Here is a 20,791-nt window from a genome sequence, read left to right on the forward strand (position 1 = left end):
TGGTCTCTTCTTTTTTATTAAAATGTAAGTTGAAAAGTATCTGTTGCACGAATAATTGAAGTTGAATCGTATTATGTCGTGAAGGAGGTTAGGTGAAAAATATGATAAAGTTTGCTGGCTTATGTGTGCAAGAAATTGTTCAAACATATAGTGACACCCTTATACGAATTGCTGTGCAACAGACCAAAAATATGGCTGAAGCGGAGGATATCGTGCAGGAGGTTTATCTGACACTTATGAGACAGAAAAAGCCGTTCGCTCATGAAGCACATTTAAAGGCTTGGCTCATTAAAGTGACATTTAACAAGTGTAAGGATTATTTTAAGTCCTCACGTGTCAAGAAGACGGTACCAATAACAGAAGAAATGACCTTTATAGCAAAAGAGGAGCAGATGGTTCTCACTGAAATTTTTGAGCTTCCTCCAGAAGAGAGAGTCATTGTTTATTTACATTATTACGAAGGTTACACAACGGCAGAAATTGCTCATTTATTGGAGATCAACGTCAACACAGTAGGCTCAAAGCTGAGAAGGGCACGCATGAAGCTGAAGACGATTCTAGAAGAGGGGAGCAAAGTGTGATGAATGCTTATAAGAATGTGATGAAGCAGATTCATGCTTCTGATGAATTTAAACGTAAGATGCAGAAAGAAATGATGGAATATGAGAAAAAAGAAAAGAGGGCCTTTATGAAAAAAGTAAAAATAAGTGTAGGAAGCTTAGTAGCCTGTGCAGTGATTGCTGTCCTTGCTATGGTCAATATAAATCATGATACACCGATAGATTTAACGGAGAGAATTGTTGCGGATCACTCAGCTCCTGCAGCCAGTGCGCTAGTAAATATCGAAGGGACCATTACAGATGTCGGAGAAGATGGGCTGAGCTTTACGTTGGATAATGGCATGGAAGTAGTCATTACAGACAAAACCAAAATAGGAATAGATGGGCCGACAGCGCCACCTAAGGAAGAACAGTTTTTTGAGCCTACATTTAGAGTCGGTAATTTAATCGGCGGCTATACAGAAGATACCTCCGCACACCCAGTTCAGGCCGCTGCCATTTATACGAATTGGAATTTCGAAAATCCGATACGATGAAGGTCCAAATGGTCAAAAAAGAATTCCCTTAGGGGGATTCTTTTTCATGTTGTTGAAAAAAGATGATGTCACTAGCAGAAAAGACCTTTTGGTAAGGCGAGAGGTTGATTTCCGCTCCGCCAGCGTCCTGCAAAGTGCCATAAAGAGTAGTGAACACCTTCACTTTATTTGAAAACCGTTGCTAAAAATATTATTGAGTACTTTGTTTTTCAACACTATGAAAGATTCCATTGGGAGGATTTTTTTTGCATATCTAATTTAAGGGAAGAATTGGATAGATATCCACCTTGTTTTTTACCAATAAATTCTTTTTATACTAAAAATAAGGTTGAATATTTCTATTTATAAAGAAATGATTATTTTTATACAAAAAAAGTATTGTCTAAAGAGAATATTGTCACTATAATTTACGTAATAGTCTTACATTTCCGAATTGCGAAAAATAATACGCATTATGGAAAAATATCAAACTAGGGGGATGGGCTATGAAAAGAAATATAATGGTGTTGCTTACAATAATGGCAGCTTTCACGCTAGTTTTAGCGGGTTGCGGCGCGAAGGACAATACATCATCAGGTGATGGAGATAGTAAAAAAGTTTATAAGGTAGGTACTGAGGCTACATTTGCACCGATCGTATCACTCGACGATAAAGGGAAAATTGTAGGGATTGATGTGGATGTACTACAAGCAATCGCAGATGAGATGGATTTTGAAGTGAAATGGGAAAGTATTGGTTGGGAGCCTGTATTCCAAACAATTAAAAATGGTGAAACAGATATCGGTGGTGCAGGGATTACAATTACGGACGAGCGTAAGGAAACATTTGATTTTACTGAGCCGTATTACGAATCTCAATTATTAATCGTGGTGAAAGAAGATTCAAAGATCCAATCATTAGATGAATTAAAGGATAAAAAGATTTCCGTACAAATTAATGCTACTGGTCATATGGCTGCCAACAAGCTACAGGGTGAATCTAGTCCAAACATTTTTGCATTCGAAAATCAACCAATCGCTATTCAAGAGATGCTGAATGGCAACGTAGAGGCAGCAATTGGTGATAATTCAGTTGTTTATGAATACATCAAGGCACATCCAAATGACAAGATCAAAGTAATCAAAGATGATTCGTTTGAAAAAGAATACTATGGTTTCATGGTCCAAAAGGGGAACAAGGAGCTTTTAGATAAGTTAAATGAAGGCCTTAAAAAGATTAAAGAAAACGGTAAATTAAAAGAAATTACGGGTTCAGACTTTTAGTCATAAATAAACCGTAGAAGCTCATCATATGGAGTTCTACGGTTTATTTTTTTTAGGTGCTATTCTATTCTTGTGCTTCGGCGACTTTTTTGACACGATCTAAAAATTCAACGACTACTTTGTCCGAAGCAAACAATAAAAATAATTTGACGAACCATTTCAACGCATTATTTGTTACGGTATAAGTAAAGGAAGTCTCTGTTTCATTTATTTTATTTAATTCATAGTAAGCCGTAATTTCAAACAGATTAGCGAGTACAAAGCCTACCTTCAATATTTTTTTATCGGGTGTATTCGTATATTCAAATGTTTCTACATCATACTCTTCGATACGTTTTCCTTCTTTATATTTTTGGCGATAAACGCTACCAACCACTTCTTCCGTTATGTTCACAGGCTTGTTTTCAATTACTTGTGGCATAATCTTCTGCAAATCAGCTAGAGAGCCATCAAGCAATTTCCAAACATTTTCGATGGGGGCATTTATGTTTATAGTCTTCGTCCATGTTTTCATCAATAAACACCTCTACTTCCAATATTATTTATTTCGTTAGTTTAGCCTCAATCTATGGTGCAAATTAAAGTAATCACTAATGTAAGTATACTAAAATTTAACCATTATTACTTTAAATCGAGTCACAAAGAGGGTGGGGAAAAACAAAAAAATCGAAGCCAATATAGCCCCGATTCTTCTTACTTGCACATTTTTATACATACGCTGCTTATGACAAACCTAAACATCGAAAAACAGTTCTCTTAATTTTCATCTTTTATTTTCCAGTCGTTGTATACGATATCTTGAAGTACATTTTTCAGTTGTACAAATTGCTGCTCCGAGATATTGGATTGCTTCATCACTTGGCGAGACACTTCTGGAAGTTTTCTTCGTACATTTGCGCCTTCATTCGTTAAATATATTTTCATTAGTCGTTCGTCATCCTTCGAACGTTCACGACAAATGTAATTCTTTGCCTCTAATTTTTTTAATAATGGTGTTAATGTTCCTGAATCTAAAAATAAACGTTGTCCCAATTCTTTCACGGTTATCTGTTCGTTTTCCTCTAAAGCTAATAAAGTAATATAGCCTGTATACGTAAGATCGTATGGCTTCAATAATAAGGTGTATTGTCGAGTGATTTCCTTTGATGTTGCATATAAAAGAAAGCACAGTTGATTATCTAAATGATTAGGCATAAAAATCCCCTCTTAAAGTTCTTCTACTACCATTTATATTAAAAATAAAGTTCCTACTTGTCAAACGCAATTAAATTGTGTACAATTCAATTTGTAAAAATTAGATTGTACACAATTTAATTAACAACAAAAGATAAGGGGTTTTTAATTATGAAAGAATTATACGCAACTACAATGATTAATGAAGGTGGCCGTAGTGGCACATCCTATGCAGAAGATCAATCATTATCGTTAAAAATTGCACCACCAGGCTCCAAACTAGACAATGTGACAAACCCAGAACAATTATTTGCGGCTGGCTATAGTGCCTGCTTTAATAGTGCATTGGATTTAATTAAACGCCAAAAGAAACTAAAAAACGCATCAACAATTAAAGTAACAGTTAAATTAATGGAACAAGCTTCTTTTGACTATGTGCTTGCCGTTGACATTGAAGGACATATTGAAGGCTTAGCACTGGAGGAAGCACAGGAATTATTAGAGGTCACACATACGGTATGCCCCTATTCAAAAGCCACAATGGGCAATATCAATGTAACAATAAAAGCAGTTTAATTTTCGAAAAGAGGGAAAGTACATGTTATCCACTACACCACTAAAACAAATGATGCAAATGCGTAAATCTGTACGTAAATACAATGCTCAAACTAAAATTTCGCGTGACACAATCATGCAGCTGTTGCAGGATGCTACTTCAGCACCTTCCTCAAGTAATATGCAGCCATGGCGCTTTCTTGTCATTGATGATAAAGAAATCCAAAAGAATATTAATTTCTTTTCATTTAATCAAGAGCAAATCGAAACAGCCTCTGCCATAATTGCAGTCATTGGTGATATTGAAATGTACGTAAATGCTGAGGAAATCTATGCAAAAAATGTGGAATTAGGCTACATGCCTGAACAAATTGCCAATAAGCTTGCACAAGATGCATTGGCAATGTATGGCTCAGCTTCGACAAAAACATTAGAAAACATCGTACACTTTGATGCTGGCTTAGTATCTATGCAAATCATGCTATTAGCGAAGGAAATGGGCTATGATACCGTTCCAATGGGTGGGTTTGATAAAGCGAAATTCGCTGAATACATGGAATTACCAGCAAATGAAATTCCTATTTTATTATTAGCCATTGGTGAAGCAGCTGCCCCAGCGTATGGTTCTTCACGCCTACCAATAGATCGAATTGTAAGGTTTAATAAATAATATAAGGCAATGTCCCTGATTCTTTTGCGGACATTGCTTTTTTAAAGATTTTTTAGGAGTGAATAGGATGTCATCATTAACTTTTATTTTAAGCTTAGTCGTAGCAGCTGAGCATTTGTATATTATGTATTTAGAAACGTTTGCAACTACTTCCAAAAGAACAGCAAAAACATTTAATCTGTCTGATGAAACATTGAAGAATGTAAATGTCCAAGTTCTTTTCAAAAATCAAGGCGTTTATAATGGTCTGATTGCAATCGCCTTATTGTATGGTTTATTTTTCTCTCATCAGCAAACTGAAATTGTCGCCATGTTTTTAATCTTTGTGATCATTGTCGCTTTGTACGGAAGCGTAACAAGCTCTAAATCGATTCTATTAAAACAAGGTGGACCTGCTATTTTAGCACTGATTAGTTTGTTTTTCTAAAGATATATTGAAAACCTGTATTAATAAAAAATTCTCATAAAATGAAAGTACTTAGAGATAGAAATGAAACTAAGCCACATATCCTGAAAAGAAAAAAATTCCTAAATCAGCACTTGATTTTCCTAGTGACAGTAAAACTTGACACCCGACACAAAAACCGTTATCACTGCTTGAGTATCTTTTACTAACTTACACTAATCCAGGTGACACATTGTTAGATAGCTACATGGGAGCATTAGTACACCTTTAGCGTATGACAATACAAAACATTCCTAGGTTGGTTTTAAATTGAATTCGGAATACTGTGAAGGTGCAAATAATCGAAAATAGACAAAGATTTGGTTTGATACCCATTGGAATTTTGCCCTTAAAAAGTGAAAAGAATAATTAAGTTTTAGAGTAAACAGGAATCATCAAAAATGGTGAATCTTTGGAAGTGAGTTGAACGACTAGCGTTATTTCATTTTATAGTGGTAGATTTATGTATGGCTAAAAAAATAACTGCGGTAATAGAAGTTGATGAAAATGTTATGAAAGATAAAAACTAAAACATTGACGAGGAGTTCATATGGCTAGTTGATAGCGGTATATCTTTAAAAAAACTTGCGAATGATCTTTCTGTTTCTGATATAAATGATTATCTGCAGCAAGAAAATATATTAACGAAAGAACAAAAAACATATAGAAATCAAGGCAAATTATTTTATGAACGTTAGTGTTAAAACTTCTTGTTAATGCAGACAAGATTCGTAAAATCTATCCAAAGTTAAGGATTCATCAAAACTGGTGAGTCCTTTTTCTTGTCAAAAAGGAGCTAGCGTATAACATGGCAATTTTAAACCTTTTGAAGAGGTTGAGCGAATGGTTCTTAATATTGGTCCTGATAAGAATGTAACACGTGTACAAGTAGCCATCATGATGGCACGTATTTTAGGCTTTACAGAAGGACAAACAGTAAATAAAGCACCATTCAAAGATGGGGAAAAAGATCATAGTGCTGCTTGAGCGATTGCCTCAGTCAAAGAACAGGGCATTTATGAATGGTGATCAACATGATAAATTCCATGCAAATGCCAACATCACACATGCTGAAATGGTCGCAGTTTCAGCCAACTTTAAACAGCTTTCTATAGTAAAAGGTTTTGGATTACATTCAAGGATACAAAAGGCCACTAGACACAGTGGATCATTGAAGCAAATCGCGCTGTAGCACCCTCAACGGTCTGGAAGATGGAAACTTTGCAACAAATGCAGCTTTAACACGTGCACACCCTGTCGTGATGATGAACCGTATGTTTGAACGCTGTCCATTACATGGAGTGACAAAACCAAGATTCCCGAATGTCAAAGTCACACATTGGGCAATTAAGGAAATCGAAGAAGTAGCTAATTTTCACATGTATCTTGTTGATGGGGATGGTAAAGAATCAACTTTCGAAGTAATGAAAGTTTAATCAGGCAAGGAAGAATTTTCTTAGCCTGCTTATTAATTTTGAAGGGAAATAGTTTCAACTATAAATATTAAAATAATCCATTGTTCAGATTTTGTTCATGTTTTCTATGTTAATATTCCAACGGGAGTTGATTGAATCATAAACAATAAGATGTTAACATACATAAGAATTTACTCGTCTACGGAGGCGTGATAATGAAAAAGAATATGCTAATTATTATGAGTGTTATCATGCTGTTTGTTTTGGTTTTTTTCTTTAGCAATTGGCATTATTACTCTAATAATAATCTTCAAATGGTTCACCAAGGTGTTGTGAAAATTGAGGAGGAGCAACTACAAAAACCAATAAAGCTAGAAGGAGATTGGGCTTTTTATCCAAACGTCTTAATTCCTTCGTGGGAAAAGCTTGATAACTATAAAAATAAACAACTTACACTAGATATCCCCTTTAATTGGGACAAATATGTAGAGCCAAATGAAGAAGGGCTTGCTGTTGGCACCTATCACGTCAAAATAAAGGTACCAACGGAGGGAGTTTACGGCTTATATATTCGGTCTATCCGACAGGCTAGTCGTGTTTTTATTAACGGTATAGAAGTAGGGGCTAAAGGAAAAGCAAGTACGGTGTTAAGTGAATATGAAGCTGAAAATGATGATAAATATACTGTCTATGCTAAAAGTGATAACAATGAATTAAATATTGTCATACATGTGGTGAACTACAATGTTGCTCAGTCTGGTATTGTTTATCCTATTGAATTTGGAACGGAGGAGGTTATTCAACAGTATTATAATTGGAAAGTGTTTTTAGATGCATTAGTAAGCATTGGGCATATAGTTATTGGAATCGTTTATATCTTTACCTATGTACAGAATCGCAAACGCATTGAAGAATTGTTCTTTGGGCTTTTTACTATTTCATTAGGATTTTATATGTCGTTCATTAATCAAAAAATCTTTTTCCTATTATTTTCCGATTTTGAAACTGTCAATCAATTGCGTTTACAGTTAGGTTCGATTCCGATAGCGCTCCTATCTTTAACACTATTTATTTATTCGATGTATCCACAATTACAAAAGAGAAAGGTCGTTTATATGATTGTCGCCTTACTCGGTATTGTGTTTGTTTTTTACGGTATTTACAATCCAATTACTAAAAATGAAAGAGCATCTTCTGATTTGGAAATGTTCCTAAGAAAAATAATATATATCAGTATTACAGCTCCTATTGTTTTCTATAATGTAGGGATACTGATCCAAGTGATGTTAAATCGACTTGAAGGTGTCCGTTATATGTTAATCGTTATTTCCGCTATTTGTTGTTATACGATTTTACTTGTTTTTAATTTTTTAATTGGTGTACCGATTGATTATACAGAATTTGTGCTGTTTTTACTGATCTTATTCGGCTTTGCTTCATTATTAAATTACAGGGCTAATCAAGCTTTTGAGAAAATCCAAACTTTATCAGAAGAATTGCTGGCACACAATCAAATGAAGGATGAATTTCTACTAAAAACATCACATGAACTACGTACCCCCCTTAATGGTATTTTAAATTTATCAAAAACCTTGATGGAAGGTGCGCAAGGACCTTTGAAACGGACGCAACAGGAGCAAGTTATTTTGATTCATAATGTGACACAGCGTTTAGGACATTTTGTAGAGGATTTATTGTTTTCATCTAACCAAATGATTGGTGAAGTAAGGGTTTCCCTTCGTCATGTACCTATCGATGTTATCAATGAGGTAGTAGAAGAAATTCGTAGTGTGATGCCTAAAAATAGTCAAGTAAGTTTACATGATGAGGTTGATTTATCGTTGCCAGCTATATTGACAGACGAATTACGTTTTAAGCAAGTGCTCTATAATCTACTGCACAATGCCATGAAATACACAGAAAATGGCGAAATTGTAGTTACGGCTTATGTCCGTGCAGAGCATATGGTGATCCAAGTGAGTGATACAGGCGCTGGCATTCCTGCACAAGATTTAGATCGAATCTTTAATGCCTTTTATCAAGTAAATAATCAACATAAAAAAGAAGGGCTTGGCTTGGGATTAAGTATTACTAAAAATATTGTAGAAAAATTAAATGGTGACATTCATGTGACAAGTACACTAGGACAAGGGACAACATTTACTTTTACGATGCCACTTGCAACAGGTGAAAACGTAAGTCTGGACCAACCTCCAATTGTCACACATACAACTACTGAGGTTCTCCAGCTTAACTTACCACTTATTCGTAAAGGAAATGATAAAAAAATACTTGTGGTGGATGATAATCATATCAATATTAAAGCTTTAGCTGACGCTTTAGCTGTAAAAGGATATACAGTGATAGCTGTTGATAATGGCTTTGATGCTGTAGATTATATTAAAAATAATAAAGTAGATTGTATGTTAATAGATTTAATGATGAATGGGATGTCAGGTTATGAGTTATGTAAACGAGTACGCAAACATTATGATATGTTGGAACTTCCAATCATTATTTTAACAGCAATCATGAAGCATTCTGATTTAGTGCTATCTTTAAAGGTAGGTGCAAATGATTACTTACAAAAACCTGTTTCAACGGATGAATTATTTATTCGCATTGAATCTTTGTTAGCTGTTCGTCAATCTTCAATAGATGCCATAGAAGTGGAAATGAATTATTTGTATTCACAGGTAACGCCGCATTTTGTGTATAACACACTTAACACAATTATTGGTTTGAGCTATACGGATATGGACAATACCCGGGAAGCACTTTATTGTTTGGCAACATATTTCCGAGCCAAGCTCAATGTTTATTACCGCAATAGTTTTGTCTCTGTTGATGAAGAGATGGAGCTGGTAAAAGCATACCTATATATTGAAAAGATGCGTTTTGGTGATCGTTTAACGATTAAATATGATATTGATGAATCCATTAATTTAATGATTCCTGCATTATCTATTCAGCCCTTAGTTGAAAATGCTGTTTTCCATGGTATTTCTAAAAAACAAGAGGGCGGTACTGTGGAAATAAGTGTTCAGCGTGAGGGGCAGTTTGTCTGCATTAAAATTTATGATAATGGTGTTGGTATCCCTGAGGAAAAACTTCAACTGCTGATAAATGAAGAAAGTACACGTATTGGCTTTATGAATCCTTTAAAGAAATTCAAGTTAATGAAAAATGCCAGTTTACGTTTATACAGCGAGGAAGGAAAGGGGACTACTATTGTCGTTTTATTACCAGAGGGTGGTGGAGTATGAAAATAATTATTGTTGATGATGAAATAATGGCAATCGATGTTCTAAGCATCATGTTAAAACGGCTTACTCAATTTCAGATTGACATCAAAGGGGCATTTACAAATGCAGTAGACGCCTTTCTTTTCCTTGAAAAGGAGGCGGTTGACCTTGTCTTTTTAGATATTGAAATGATCGACATGCATGGTATGCAAGTGGCTAAACAATTGTTACAAAAACACCCATTCTTACAAATAATCTTTGTGACGGCCCATGCACAATTTGCCGTGGATGCATTTGAAATAGAGGCTATGGATTATTTATTAAAACCTGTACATGAAAAGCGTTTAATTAAAGCATTGAATAAGTCTCAGAAAAAGTGGAAACAAGAAGTAACACTTAGAAAGAATTTAAAAGATAGCATGTTATATGCACATACTCTTGGTAGTTTTTACTTACTAGATGTTAAACATGAGGTGGTAAAGTGGCGAACTAAAAAAGTGCGAGAATTGTTCCTTTATTTATGGAGTCATCAAAAAAAACCTGTATTAAGTGCTTTACTTATAGAAGAGCTTTGGCCAGAATTAGATTTAAAGAAAGCCACAAAGAATTTACATACTTCTATATATCAATTAAGAAAGATTTTTAAGGAAAATGGCATTGAAAAAGCTATACAAATGACGAATAATCATTACCAATTAACTTTAAAAATCGATAGTGATTATGATGAATTAATTCAACTACTGCAAGAAGTTAGTCATGATGGAGCGTCTATTCAAAAAATTATTAATTTTTATGAAGATGATTTTTTAGCACAAGATGAATATATGTGGTCCATTCAATTAAAAATAAATTTAAAAGAAAAAGTAATTCAAGCACTTGAAAGATACATTACAAATCCAAATTCAAAAGATTTTCTAATAACCTATAATTGTTTACAGAAATTATTAGAGTTAGATGAATTTAATGAACATTATATGTTTTTACTATTAGAATTTTTAATTAAACATAATAAAAGAAAAAAAAGTTTAGATTGTTATAAGTTTATTAAAGAAAAATTTTCAGAAATAGGTATACAAATACCACAGAAAATCCAAGGATTATGGAATGATTATTTGAATAAATAGTTTTTAATTTCAAGGTGTAGGTATTGGTCAGGGGGAAGGACCAGCTCACGGAACTCATAAAAGGGATGGAAGTCTTTTATTGGCTTAAAAGGCATAGTAAGTACCATTTTTTCGCTCTTTCCTAATGCACAGTATCAAACTTGTTTAGGACACGTGGCACGCATTATCTAATACAATATCCACGTAGAAGATTGTCAAGAAATCTGTCTTTAAATCCTTGCATGACAAAACCTTCTCCTAAGTTTTATAGCTTTCCAAAAGCAATTTCGATCCTATAGTAAAAACTATTATTGGAATGTATATTAAAGGTGATAGCCCGTTTTTACGTGTTAAAACAGAATTAGGAAAGATCGTAGAGAATGCTAGGGATAAAGTGTTTAGTGAAGGATAAATGACATAAAAGAAACGGAAAAAGCTAGTTAATAATCCGTGAAATAAAATTTTCCACAATAAATGTGATTTTTGCATTACTTATCAAATTAAACGATATATTTTTAGCATAAAAAAGAATTTACAATGCAAATTGAACAACTTTATTTAACACTGTCCATATTTACGGATGGTGTTATGCTCTTTATTAGTAACGAATTTAAACAAATTTACTATCATAGAGAACAATTTATAGAAGTTGTAAATTTTAACAATAGTTAATATTTATTTTGAAATAACTAATTTTTGAAGTAGATTAAGGGATTGGATTCTTATAAATCAAAAATAGATATGGTATAATATGTATTAAATGTAAAGCGAAATTATATTAAAATCTAAACTGCAAGGAGGATTGAGTGTATGAGAAGGAATACTATTTTTGCATAGCAAAGGCTATTGCATAATAAAATAATTGAAAAAGTAGCCTTTGCTCTTCCTAAAAGAAATACTAAAAATTAGGAGTGCAAAAATGAGCTATAAAAAAGCAAAACTTATACTTCCAACTGAGTTGGTGGAGTTAATACAGAAATATGTTGATGGTGAATATATTTATATCCCACGAAGAAATGATAGTAAAAAGAGTTGGGGGTCCAGTACTGCTACCAGAGGAGAATTGGATCTAAGAAATTCTAATATATATAATGATTATCTATCGGGGTTGAATATAGCTTCTTTGTGTGAAAAATATTATTTGTCATCAAAAAGTATTCAAAGAATTGTATTAAAAGAGAAAAGAAAAAGAACAAATTTTTAAAATAAGCCAATGTGGTTTTATGCCGCATTGGCTTATTTTCTTTTATGAAATAAGTTTGAGGTTTTTTCAAGTAATGTAAGTCAGATATAATCTAATCAACTCTTATAATAGGTAGGGGAACCATTTAATTGATTTTTGAGACCCAGACGTAATTTATCTAGATTAATGAACAGAAGTGGAAGTATGTATTGGGCGGACATTGTTACTTAAGAAATTGTTTTTTTGCAAAATGAATATTAGCAAAGGGATAGGGGGAGAAATATGAACAATTTATTTACAATAGATTGTGGTGATATATTACTGAGAGAATTTAGAATTGAAGATGCTGATGCTATTTATGAGCTAACCTCACAACCTGAGGTTTATAATTTTCTGCCAGATTGGCGTTCAACAAAAGAACAACGATTAAACTGGGTCACAAATTATGAAATACCCGACAATAAAAAGTTTTTGTTAGCTGTACCTAATATTAGTGGTGCTAATTACTTGAAGTTGGGAATTATATTGAAGGAAACTGGAGAATTTATTGGTTTCTGCAATACAGGTATAAAAGAAGAGCTAGGTGAACCAAACCGAGAAATTGTTTATGCAATTTCAAAGCAATACAGTTGTCGTGGATACACAACAAATGCAGTAAAAGGATTGATAAAATATTTGTTTGAGAATACAGATGTAGAGCTGCTTAATACAGTTGTTCTACCTCACAATTTAGGCTCAAATAAAGTTATTCAAAAATGCGGATTTCGTTTTAATAGAGAAATTGAAATTGAAGAACAAACTCATTATCATTACACTCTTAACAAAGAGGATTGGAAAGGGGGAAAGTTGGTTAGGCCTTTGGGAAAATGAAACAGTAAATCTTCCATATCATCCATCCATTCGTCATGTAGCATATAAAGTAGATAGGTGTGAAATTGAAAGAGTAAAGGAGTGGTTAGAATCTGTAAATACTGAAGTTCGTACTTCATTTGGTTTCTCTCCAGAGATGCAACTGTTAGTATTTAAAAATAATCCACATCATGCTGCTGTTTATTTTTATGATCCCGATTGCAATTCATTAGAATTAATAACACCACTAGATATGGAACTTCCTGATAACGAAAAAATGATGACGTTAGTAGATTGGAAAAAGAAAAACATGAAATAAAAACCCTTATTTAAAGGAGAATAGATATTAATTTTTATTTCCACAAAACCAGCTAATAGTTGTCAAGATTTTTTAATAAAAAAAGTAAAACTCGCATGATATACTAAAAAAGGGTACAGCAAATAAGCCTTCCTCTTTAAAATTGGAAGGTTTTTCTCAATGTACTTAAATGTGATTTTTAAACCGCATTTTGGAAGGCTTCTTTTCTTTTTAGTAGGGCATAAATCCAATGTAAAAGCTTATTAGCACATGCAATTATGGCTACTCTAAAAGGCTTCCCTTCTTCGCGTTTTTTATTGTAGAACTCTCTTAATTTCTTATTTCTAGGGATTATTTCTTCACTTGTTTTTTGCTTACGTGCATCTCTTTTACCGCATTGTACAGCCATAAACAACGCTTGTCTTAACCTGCTAGAACCTCTTTTGGTTATGCGATTGATGGAAGCAGTAAACCGGCCAGAAGAGTAAACGCTAGGATCTATCCCGGCGAATGCTACTAGCTTTTTAGGATGGTTAAACCGTTCTATCTCTCCAATTTCAGAGATGATTGTTGCCGCAATCTTTTCTCCAACACTAGGGATAGACTGGATTATCTCATATTCTTCAATTTCTTTAGCGAGGGCATCTATTTCTGCTGCTAACTTCGATAGATGCTCTTGATATTGAAGAACAATGTTAATAAACATTCTTAGGTTAAAGATATGGCTTTGGTACAAGTTGTTTTGAACAGGATTACGTAATGCAGCTTCTCTCAATTTAATTGCCTTTTCTTTTGCCCATTTTTCTGAACGGGTTGTACATAATTCTGCAATTTTATTAGTAAGATCCGATTCGCTAACACTTAAAACCTCTTTGGAGGTTGGGAAGATTGATAGAATCTGTAACGAAATTTTTGAATAGAGATCCCCAAAGACACCTCTATATTCAGGAAATATTTGATCTAAGATTGATTGTAGCTGTAATTTTGTTTGTACAGCTGTGCTTGATACTGTTTCTTGTTGTCTAGTGAGATTACGAAGATTTAAGAGGTGTATGCCCCTTTTTTTATATGGTTCTAACTCTTCCTTGTAATACAGTTCACATAGTTGATAGGCATCAATGGCATCGGTCTTTACTTTGCGTAAATTTGTACTTCTAGCTCGATGAGAGATAAGTGGGTTTACAATAATATAAACGTATTGTTGCTCCTCCAAAAATTGAATGACAGGCATATGATATTGACCTGTAGATTCTAAAATAACCGAAGGTTGCTCACCATCAGCTAGTTTCTCTATTTCCCTTAGAAATTCTAATAAACTATCTAAACCATCAAGAGTATGTTTAATACTAAAGCTCTTACGATATGGTTTGCCTTTATCTAAAAAGGCTTGAACCTGACTTTCTCCTTTTGAAACATCCAGACCAACGACTGGATTCATAATTACATCTCCTCCTAAAGAAAACTAAATTCGTCGGTAACCCCTAAAGCTGCTTGTAATGTCATAGGTTCGCTTGTTAAACGGGATCCTTGTCCCAACCAGCTCGAAACATGTTTATACAAGTAGGGGGTGAACAGTTTTGCGGACGGGATCTAGTCCCACGGGCCAGACGTTCTACCCCGACTACCGTTATAATAAGACCTAAAAGAAAAAGGTCAACCAGAAAAAACTGGTTAACCTCATATTACGATCGGGCCATATTGTGGAGCAATACCACCCAAGAAATAGTCATATGGACCGACCTAGATAATTGTGTTTAAAGGACAGTCTAGCTTACATACTAAGCTAACCAACGTTTGATAAAATGCATTACCAAGTAACTTCTTAGAAGAAACTTAGGTAATGCATTTTGTGGGTATGTCTATTTAGTAAACAATCGTATGTAGTTGTTAATATCTTTTTCTGAAAAGGACTGTTGTAAAATAATATTCACCTCACTTCAAATCGTGGTTATCTTTTTTTAACTGTAACAAGAAATCTTCTTTCGTGTTAGTACTTTGTACATCTTTCATATAGAACAAAATGGAGTTGCTATCAGCAGGTTCCCGCATGTCTTCGACGACCACATAGGTAATGGGAGCGCCACTTTGTTTTATTAAATTTTGCAATTCAAAGAAACGGTCCAATTCATTTTTTTCAAAGGTAGCCTTTTCAATTGGAGCAGCAGTATATAAATAAAGAGCATGCTTTTTCGTTTCATCCGAAAAGAGTATTCTGATCTCCTTATTAGTATAATCTGGACCTTGAAACCCGAGGTCTTCAATAGCTGGAATCACTTTATTCAATTTGTGCAATGCTTTATCCGCTTCCAAGGCCCTTGCATGATTATCTGTTATCGTATCTGAATAAGGATTTAGTATGATTTTGAATTCTAAATGTTGATGATTTTTTGGAAAGACAACGTATTCATAATCAGAACCAATCCCTGTTCTATATAATTGTTTAATCTCTACATCATAGCCATATGTATCTTCTGCATACTTTTTAACCTTGCATTTTTCAGAAAAGTCACTAAAATATAACGCGATACTTGCGATCAATAATACAGAAACCCCAAGTATAGTTAAAAGAACTTTTATAAAGGTATTCATTCTTTCACTCCGTGCTTTAATCATATTTATTGTAGTTTAACAATATATTTTTGATTTTATCAAAATATCTTGGAAGTAAAAATGGGTCTTTAAGCCTGATGAATTATTTGTATAAGGATGCCTATGCTTTTAAATTATCTAGTTAAACATAAAAACCTAAAAGTTATATTTGAATTGGATCTAAGTCAAGATTCCGGACACATTAAAGTTAAGTTTTTGTTTTGTAGCAACCACCATTTATGGAGTGTTCCACATCCCGAGTAGCCAGTCAAAGTGAAAAGAGCCTTTGACAGACTACTCGGGATGTAGAGCGAGAAATCCATGGAGGTTGCGCATCAAAAATGTGAAGGGGAACATTTCTTGTATTCCAAAATGTTACGCCATAGCTCGGCACATATCTTCACATTCATCAGGCGTTAGAAAGCCTATAGCACCGTGAATTCGTTTGCGATTGTACCAACCTTCAATGTATTGAAATAGTGCCACTCTAGCTGTTTCATAATTTTCATAGCGTGTTCGATAGACTTCTTCTTTTTTCAATGTCGCATGAAAAGACTCGATACATGCGTTATCATACGGGCATCCTTTACGGCTGAACGACGGAATCATTTCGTGTTTTTTTAGTTTTTCTTGAAATGTTTCACTCGTATATTGCGTACCTAAATCGGTATGGATGATTAATCCTGAGGATGGATTTTGAGCTTGTACAGCGTAATCCAATGCTTCAACGACCAAATCTACGGTCATTTTTCGTCCGAATTTATACCCTACAATTTTCTTCGAATGTAAATCAAGAACCGACGCCAAGTAGCACCATCCATCTCGGATTGTATGGATATACGTAATATCAGCTACCCATTTTTCATTAATCGTCGTTGTATGGAAATCTTGTTCAAGTATATTTTCACGTTCTTCCACGGGCTTTTGTGTTGGCGTCGGACGGTACTTTTTTGTGATGTTTGAGCGAATACCAGCTTTTTTCATGAGTCGTTGTACGCGTTTAATACTAACTTTCACGCCTTCTTTGAGTAACTGTGCATGTATTTTCGGCGCACCGTATCGTCCATCACTTTCTTTGTGAATGGCACAAATACGTACTGTAATTTTTTTGTTTTCAACTTCGTACACGCTTGGTTTCTTGTGGAAAGACTGATAATACGTACTTTTGGGTACCTTTAAAACGCGACACATTAATTGAATAGGATAATGTTCGCTTTCGTTTTCAATATGGTCAATGAGTTCTTGTTCTGTTACTTTTTCGCGAATATGGTCATAGCCTTTTTTAAGATTTCAATCTCCTGCTTTAACCGAAGATTTTCTTTTTGAATCGAAGAAACTTCCGCTGCAGTTAATTCTTCTGCACCTTCGATTGGAGAATGTAACTTAATCCATTTATAAATAGTTACTTCAGAAACGCCATATTCGCTAGACAGTTGACTGACTGGTGTACCAGAGTGATAAAGCTCCACAACAGTTTGTTTAAATTCTTTATTAAATCTTTTTTGACTCATAAAAAAGACACGTCCTCTCTTGGTTATAATAATACTTACTTAACCAGGATGTGTCCATGACTCCATTCTACATTCAAATATTTGGTTTTAATAAAGTATCACACAAAATTATAAAAAAACATTGATATCACTAAGTGTTTTTATAACACAATGAAATTTAATGTGTGGAAATTCTAATTTGCTAAAAATATATACGTCTATATAATTAGTGTTATTGAGGTGAGGAAATGAAAAAACGATTCGTAGTAAAACAAATTGAAATACATGAATATATATTGAATAAAATGGTAACTTCAATGAAGACTTTTATTTGTTTTATTGATTATAAAACTGGAATAGCAATACCACATCCAATAACAAGTTTTTTAGAATCTAAATTTACAAATTCAACTAAGTCATTAAATACAGTAAAAAAATATGCTTAAACCCCAAGTTATTTTTTTCATAAAAACTACATCTGTTTAGGGCTAGGAGGATATAAATTGTTTGAGAAATTCAGAAAGAAAAAACAAGAAGATGAGCTACCAGAAGTAATAGAAGTAGATGAAATAAAGCTTAGTGATGAAGAAATTGAAGATTTAAAATGCAAAGCTAAAGCTATGGATGAAGAAAAAATTCAAAACTTTAGTAAGCATTATTCAGAAGATGGACTTTGGAAGAAGATAAAGAAATACTCTAAAAAAGTCGGTTCATCTTCAGTATATGCCATACTACTTCTTTATTTTGTCTTACAAAAGGAAGAGGTACCTATGAAAAATAAATTGATTATATATGGAGCATTAGGCTACTTTATTTTACCTACTGACTTAATTCCAGATATAGCACCGGGAGTAGGGTATACTGATGACATAGGAGTACTACTTGCAGCTTTATGGCAAGTATCAATATATATTGATACTGATGTTAAAAATCAAGCCAAAGAAAAACTCAAAGATTGGTTTGGCGATGATATAGATACCTCAGATGTAGATGATAAATTAGTTTAGGCAATATAGTAGGAACGTCAATCCAAAAGGATTCCACAAACGGGCGCATTTCTTTAATAAGAAATGTGTCTTTTTCAGTTTAAGGGCCATATTGTTGAATATCAGCAGTAAATAACTTCCCCCTCCAATCTACGTAACAATAAGATAAAAAATAATTTAATCCTCACTATATGAATTTACTAAAAAGCTTTTAAATTTATACATCTTTCTGAGCTTAATAGTTACTACGTTTCTACAAATGGAGCGAAATGATCTTCAAGTATGAAACTCTTTAGATATTAATCAGATTTAATTAGGTAGGAGGTACTTAATAAAAAGTAACTTGAAACTGAAATTATCCTAGTAGAATATATAAGTTCAATAAAGCTAAAATACACTAAAGCCCACTTAAATTATTAAGTGGGCTTTTAAAGCTTATAAAGCGATTTGAAATATATTATATAGCGTTTGCGATTAACAATAAATCATTACAAACTCCCAGTAATTGAAAAACTTCTAGCTAAAGTACTTGGTCCTCCTAAATAACCAAGACCTTCGTTAGGATGAGCAAAAATCTGGCGATTACTTACCCCATTATTTAATGTTAGATAAAGCTCATGTGATGGAGCTCTGTCATGCTTACCTTCAAAGCTATAAGTACCATTACTATTAGTAACAACTCTCATGAGAATATCTATCTCATGTCCGGATATTGGTATATAGGGATTTCCGACTTTATGATAATAAGTATAGTCAGCTTTTGTATAAGTATGTGTATTTTTTACTCCATACATTAATTCATCTGATGCTGTTTTTGAAGAAATAAGTTTTTTGTTATCGTCATACGCAGTTGTCTTACCTACATTCTTACTAAAATCATGCGTTGAATCATAAGAGAAAACTGTTTTGCCCCACATTTTTGTTCGGTATTTTTCCGAATCAAAACTGAAAGTCCTATTATCTCCTCCGAAGAATGCAATTCCATTTAACGGAATAGGATCTTCAATATAATCCATTGGAAGGAATGTTTTATAAACCCATGAGAAACTTGTAGTAGGTGTTGCTAGCGGTTGAATTGGCAATGAAGGAGGAGTTGTATCTACAATTCTAATTATGCTAACTGGTCTGCTTTGACTCATTTGTTCAATTTCTTTATCACTAAGATCAAGAAGCTCATTGTCTGATAGAAAATTCTTTGTTTCTACCTTTTCACTATCGGAAAGAGGAATTGAGAATTCAATTTCATATGTGTATGTAGAATTCTTAACTATGTTTACGTCTGTATAATTACTATCACTTATAGTAGCTATTAATTCTTGATTCCTGAAAACACGGTATTCTTCAACTCCAGGGATATCATTCCAGTCTAGATTAACCCCTTCACTTGATGCAATGCTGGTAATAGAAGTATCAATTTCGGTTGAGGATGCTAGAGTTCTCATATTTAGTTTATTTGTATTTTTAAGAGTAGTTGTAATAATATGTTGGCTGTTGGTGATGTTGCCGTCATTATAAGCAACTATATAAAAACTAACTAAACTATTCGACTCTAAATCAACTAATTTATAACTATTCTGGTCTCCGTTATAAATAATATCACCTTTATTATCGATAATTTTAAATAAATCCCCTTTAAAATTCCATTGTACGTCTATAGAGTTGAAATCTGGTGTTACACTAACTGATGGAATGGTTTTATCGGACGCACTTGCTTCCATTATATCTGAAAAGCTAAAAAACATTACAAAAGTTAGTAACAAAGTAAGAGTTAATGGTAATTTCATGCAATTTTTCCTTTTAATAAATTTTTAAACTCAAATATATACTATCATATATAAAATAGAAAAACTTGATTTTTTAATAATTAAATTTTATGATATAATAAATTTATTGGAAAAATATCATAAAATTACTTAAATATTATTAAGTAGAATTGGAGTAAATATGAAAAACAAAACACTGCAGTCATCATTTCATAGACCTTATATTAAATTCCTTTCTGCAATTTTCACAGCTATCACAATACCAATATTTTTGGGAGTATTTAAATACTTTTCAGCAGGTGAAGGAAGAACCAATGAATTTTATTCTAATTTTGGTTATGAATTTACAATAACGTTGATTATTAATCTAACATTTCTTTTCATCATCATTTTTCCTTTGTCTATACTGATTGATGGATTAATTATAATGAAGGTTAAAAATAAAAAAACGTTTATATTTCCATCATATGTTATTTCTTATGTTCTCATAGGAATAATAAGCGGATCAATATACTCGTATTTTATTTCAAGCTTTAATCCTATTAGTTCGATATTATATGGCCTTGAATTAACATTTTTATTTGTTATATATCAATTTACTTTTAATTGGATAATCAACAAAATTAAAATAATTTTATCTAAAAACGCCCAGAGTTAAATCTGAGCGTT

The 20,791-nt window shown here is 33.2% G+C and carries 22 protein-coding genes; 16 read left to right on the top strand and 6 right to left on the bottom strand.

Annotated elements, in window-relative coordinates; all coding sequences use genetic code 11:
• The first annotated feature begins 101 nt into the window (after positions 1 to 101).
• The 3 genes from MHB40_RS10995 (at position 102) to MHB40_RS11005 (ending at position 2,358) form a co-directional block, all read left to right on the top strand.
• Positions 102 to 581 (top strand): RNA polymerase sigma factor, encoded by a 480-nt coding sequence (locus MHB40_RS10995; protein WP_205447471.1) that lies wholly within the window; start codon positions 102 to 104, stop codon positions 579 to 581.
• Positions 581 to 1,096 (top strand): hypothetical protein, encoded by a 516-nt coding sequence (locus MHB40_RS11000; protein WP_342534600.1) that lies wholly within the window; start codon positions 581 to 583, stop codon positions 1,094 to 1,096. The genes MHB40_RS10995 and MHB40_RS11000 overlap by 1 nt, the downstream gene beginning before the upstream one ends.
• A 485-nt stretch (positions 1,097 to 1,581) precedes the next feature.
• The gene (locus tag MHB40_RS11005; protein ID WP_205443204.1) at positions 1,582 to 2,358 is read left to right on the top strand and encodes a basic amino acid ABC transporter substrate-binding protein; all 777 of its coding nucleotides are present in this window, start codon (positions 1,582 to 1,584) and stop codon (positions 2,356 to 2,358) included.
• A gap of 64 nt (positions 2,359 to 2,422) precedes the next feature.
• On the opposite strand, the gene MHB40_RS11010 is transcribed toward MHB40_RS11005, so the two are convergent.
• Together MHB40_RS11010 and MHB40_RS11015 are read right to left on the bottom strand one after the other, a co-directional pair.
• On the bottom strand, positions 2,423 to 2,872 hold the full coding sequence (locus MHB40_RS11010; RefSeq protein WP_342443490.1) for an SRPBCC family protein: 450 nt from the start codon (positions 2,870 to 2,872) through the stop codon (positions 2,423 to 2,425).
• Between the two features lie 242 nt (positions 2,873 to 3,114).
• Positions 3,115 to 3,558 (bottom strand): MarR family transcriptional regulator, encoded by a 444-nt coding sequence (locus tag MHB40_RS11015; protein WP_342443725.1) that lies wholly within the window; start codon positions 3,556 to 3,558, stop codon positions 3,115 to 3,117.
• A gap of 144 nt (positions 3,559 to 3,702) precedes the next feature.
• Between MHB40_RS11015 and MHB40_RS11020 the strand changes: the two genes are divergently transcribed.
• The 11 genes from MHB40_RS11020 (at position 3,703) to MHB40_RS11070 (ending at position 13,315) form a co-directional block, all read left to right on the top strand.
• Positions 3,703 to 4,107, top strand: a complete 405-nt coding sequence (locus MHB40_RS11020; protein WP_205443224.1) for an Ohr family peroxiredoxin — start codon at positions 3,703 to 3,705, stop codon at positions 4,105 to 4,107.
• Between the two features lie 22 nt (positions 4,108 to 4,129).
• A complete protein-coding gene (locus MHB40_RS11025) occupies positions 4,130 to 4,756 on the top strand; it encodes a nitroreductase family protein (RefSeq protein WP_342443491.1) in 627 nt (208 codons plus the stop codon).
• A gap of 67 nt (positions 4,757 to 4,823) precedes the next feature.
• A complete protein-coding gene (locus MHB40_RS11030; protein WP_342534601.1) occupies positions 4,824 to 5,183 on the top strand; it encodes a DUF1304 domain-containing protein in 360 nt (119 codons plus the stop codon).
• 861 nt (positions 5,184 to 6,044) lie between these two features.
• The gene (locus MHB40_RS11035) at positions 6,045 to 6,188 is read left to right on the top strand and encodes a hypothetical protein (RefSeq protein ID WP_342443493.1); all 144 of its coding nucleotides are present in this window, start codon (positions 6,045 to 6,047) and stop codon (positions 6,186 to 6,188) included.
• Positions 6,189 to 6,219: 31 nt separating this feature from the next.
• Positions 6,220 to 6,393, top strand: coding sequence for a hypothetical protein (locus MHB40_RS11040; protein ID WP_342443494.1), 174 nt, complete (start codon positions 6,220 to 6,222; stop codon positions 6,391 to 6,393).
• A gap of 70 nt (positions 6,394 to 6,463) precedes the next feature.
• The gene (locus tag MHB40_RS11045; RefSeq protein WP_342534602.1) at positions 6,464 to 6,637 is read left to right on the top strand and encodes a hypothetical protein; all 174 of its coding nucleotides are present in this window, start codon (positions 6,464 to 6,466) and stop codon (positions 6,635 to 6,637) included.
• A gap of 194 nt (positions 6,638 to 6,831) precedes the next feature.
• Positions 6,832 to 9,882, top strand: a complete 3,051-nt coding sequence (locus tag MHB40_RS11050) for an ATP-binding protein (RefSeq protein ID WP_342534604.1) — start codon at positions 6,832 to 6,834, stop codon at positions 9,880 to 9,882.
• On the top strand, positions 9,879 to 10,985 hold the full coding sequence (locus MHB40_RS11055; RefSeq protein WP_342443497.1) for a response regulator: 1,107 nt from the start codon (positions 9,879 to 9,881) through the stop codon (positions 10,983 to 10,985). The genes MHB40_RS11050 and MHB40_RS11055 overlap by 4 nt, the downstream gene beginning before the upstream one ends.
• Before the next feature lie 898 nt (positions 10,986 to 11,883).
• A complete protein-coding gene (locus MHB40_RS11060; protein ID WP_342443498.1) occupies positions 11,884 to 12,168 on the top strand; it encodes a CD3324 family protein in 285 nt (94 codons plus the stop codon).
• Between the two features lie 261 nt (positions 12,169 to 12,429).
• Positions 12,430 to 13,017, top strand: a complete 588-nt coding sequence (locus MHB40_RS11065) for a GNAT family N-acetyltransferase (RefSeq protein ID WP_342534606.1) — start codon at positions 12,430 to 12,432, stop codon at positions 13,015 to 13,017.
• A 136-nt stretch (positions 13,018 to 13,153) separates the two neighbouring features.
• Positions 13,154 to 13,315, top strand: a complete 162-nt coding sequence (locus MHB40_RS11070) for a hypothetical protein (protein WP_342534607.1) — start codon at positions 13,154 to 13,156, stop codon at positions 13,313 to 13,315.
• A gap of 178 nt (positions 13,316 to 13,493) precedes the next feature.
• On the opposite strand, the gene MHB40_RS11075 is transcribed toward MHB40_RS11070, so the two are convergent.
• From MHB40_RS11075 to MHB40_RS11085, 3 genes are all read right to left on the bottom strand, one after another.
• On the bottom strand, positions 13,494 to 14,732 hold the full coding sequence (locus MHB40_RS11075; protein ID WP_342443501.1) for an IS110 family transposase: 1,239 nt from the start codon (positions 14,730 to 14,732) through the stop codon (positions 13,494 to 13,496).
• 494 nt (positions 14,733 to 15,226) lie between these two features.
• Positions 15,227 to 15,883, bottom strand: a complete 657-nt coding sequence (locus tag MHB40_RS11080; RefSeq protein ID WP_342443502.1) for a hypothetical protein — start codon at positions 15,881 to 15,883, stop codon at positions 15,227 to 15,229.
• Positions 15,884 to 16,258: 375 nt separating this feature from the next.
• Positions 16,259 to 17,394 (bottom strand): IS3 family transposase gene (locus MHB40_RS11085; RefSeq protein ID WP_342532494.1). Its coding sequence is split into 2 segments (ribosomal slippage): positions 16,259 to 17,172 and positions 17,172 to 17,394, totalling 1,137 coding nucleotides; the frame shifts between segments, so codons are not numbered across the junction.
• Positions 17,395 to 17,876: 482 nt separating this feature from the next.
• On the opposite strand from MHB40_RS11085, the gene MHB40_RS11090 reads away from it, so the two are divergent.
• A complete protein-coding gene (locus tag MHB40_RS11090) occupies positions 17,877 to 18,380 on the top strand; it encodes a YkvA family protein (RefSeq protein ID WP_342443503.1) in 504 nt (167 codons plus the stop codon).
• A gap of 467 nt (positions 18,381 to 18,847) precedes the next feature.
• Here MHB40_RS11090 and MHB40_RS11095 read toward each other — a convergent pair whose 3' ends face one another.
• Complete coding sequence (locus tag MHB40_RS11095) at positions 18,848 to 20,143, bottom strand: hypothetical protein (RefSeq protein WP_342443504.1); 1,296 nt, start codon at positions 20,141 to 20,143, stop codon at positions 18,848 to 18,850.
• Between the two features lie 160 nt (positions 20,144 to 20,303).
• On the opposite strand from MHB40_RS11095, the gene MHB40_RS11100 reads away from it, so the two are divergent.
• On the top strand, positions 20,304 to 20,780 hold the full coding sequence (locus MHB40_RS11100) for a hypothetical protein (protein WP_342534608.1): 477 nt from the start codon (positions 20,304 to 20,306) through the stop codon (positions 20,778 to 20,780).
• The last annotated feature ends 11 nt before the right edge of the window (positions 20,781 to 20,791 follow it).

The organism is Lysinibacillus sp. FSL K6-0057 (assembly GCF_038630885.1).
GTDB lineage: Bacteria > Bacillota > Bacilli > Bacillales_A > Planococcaceae > Lysinibacillus > Lysinibacillus fusiformis_F.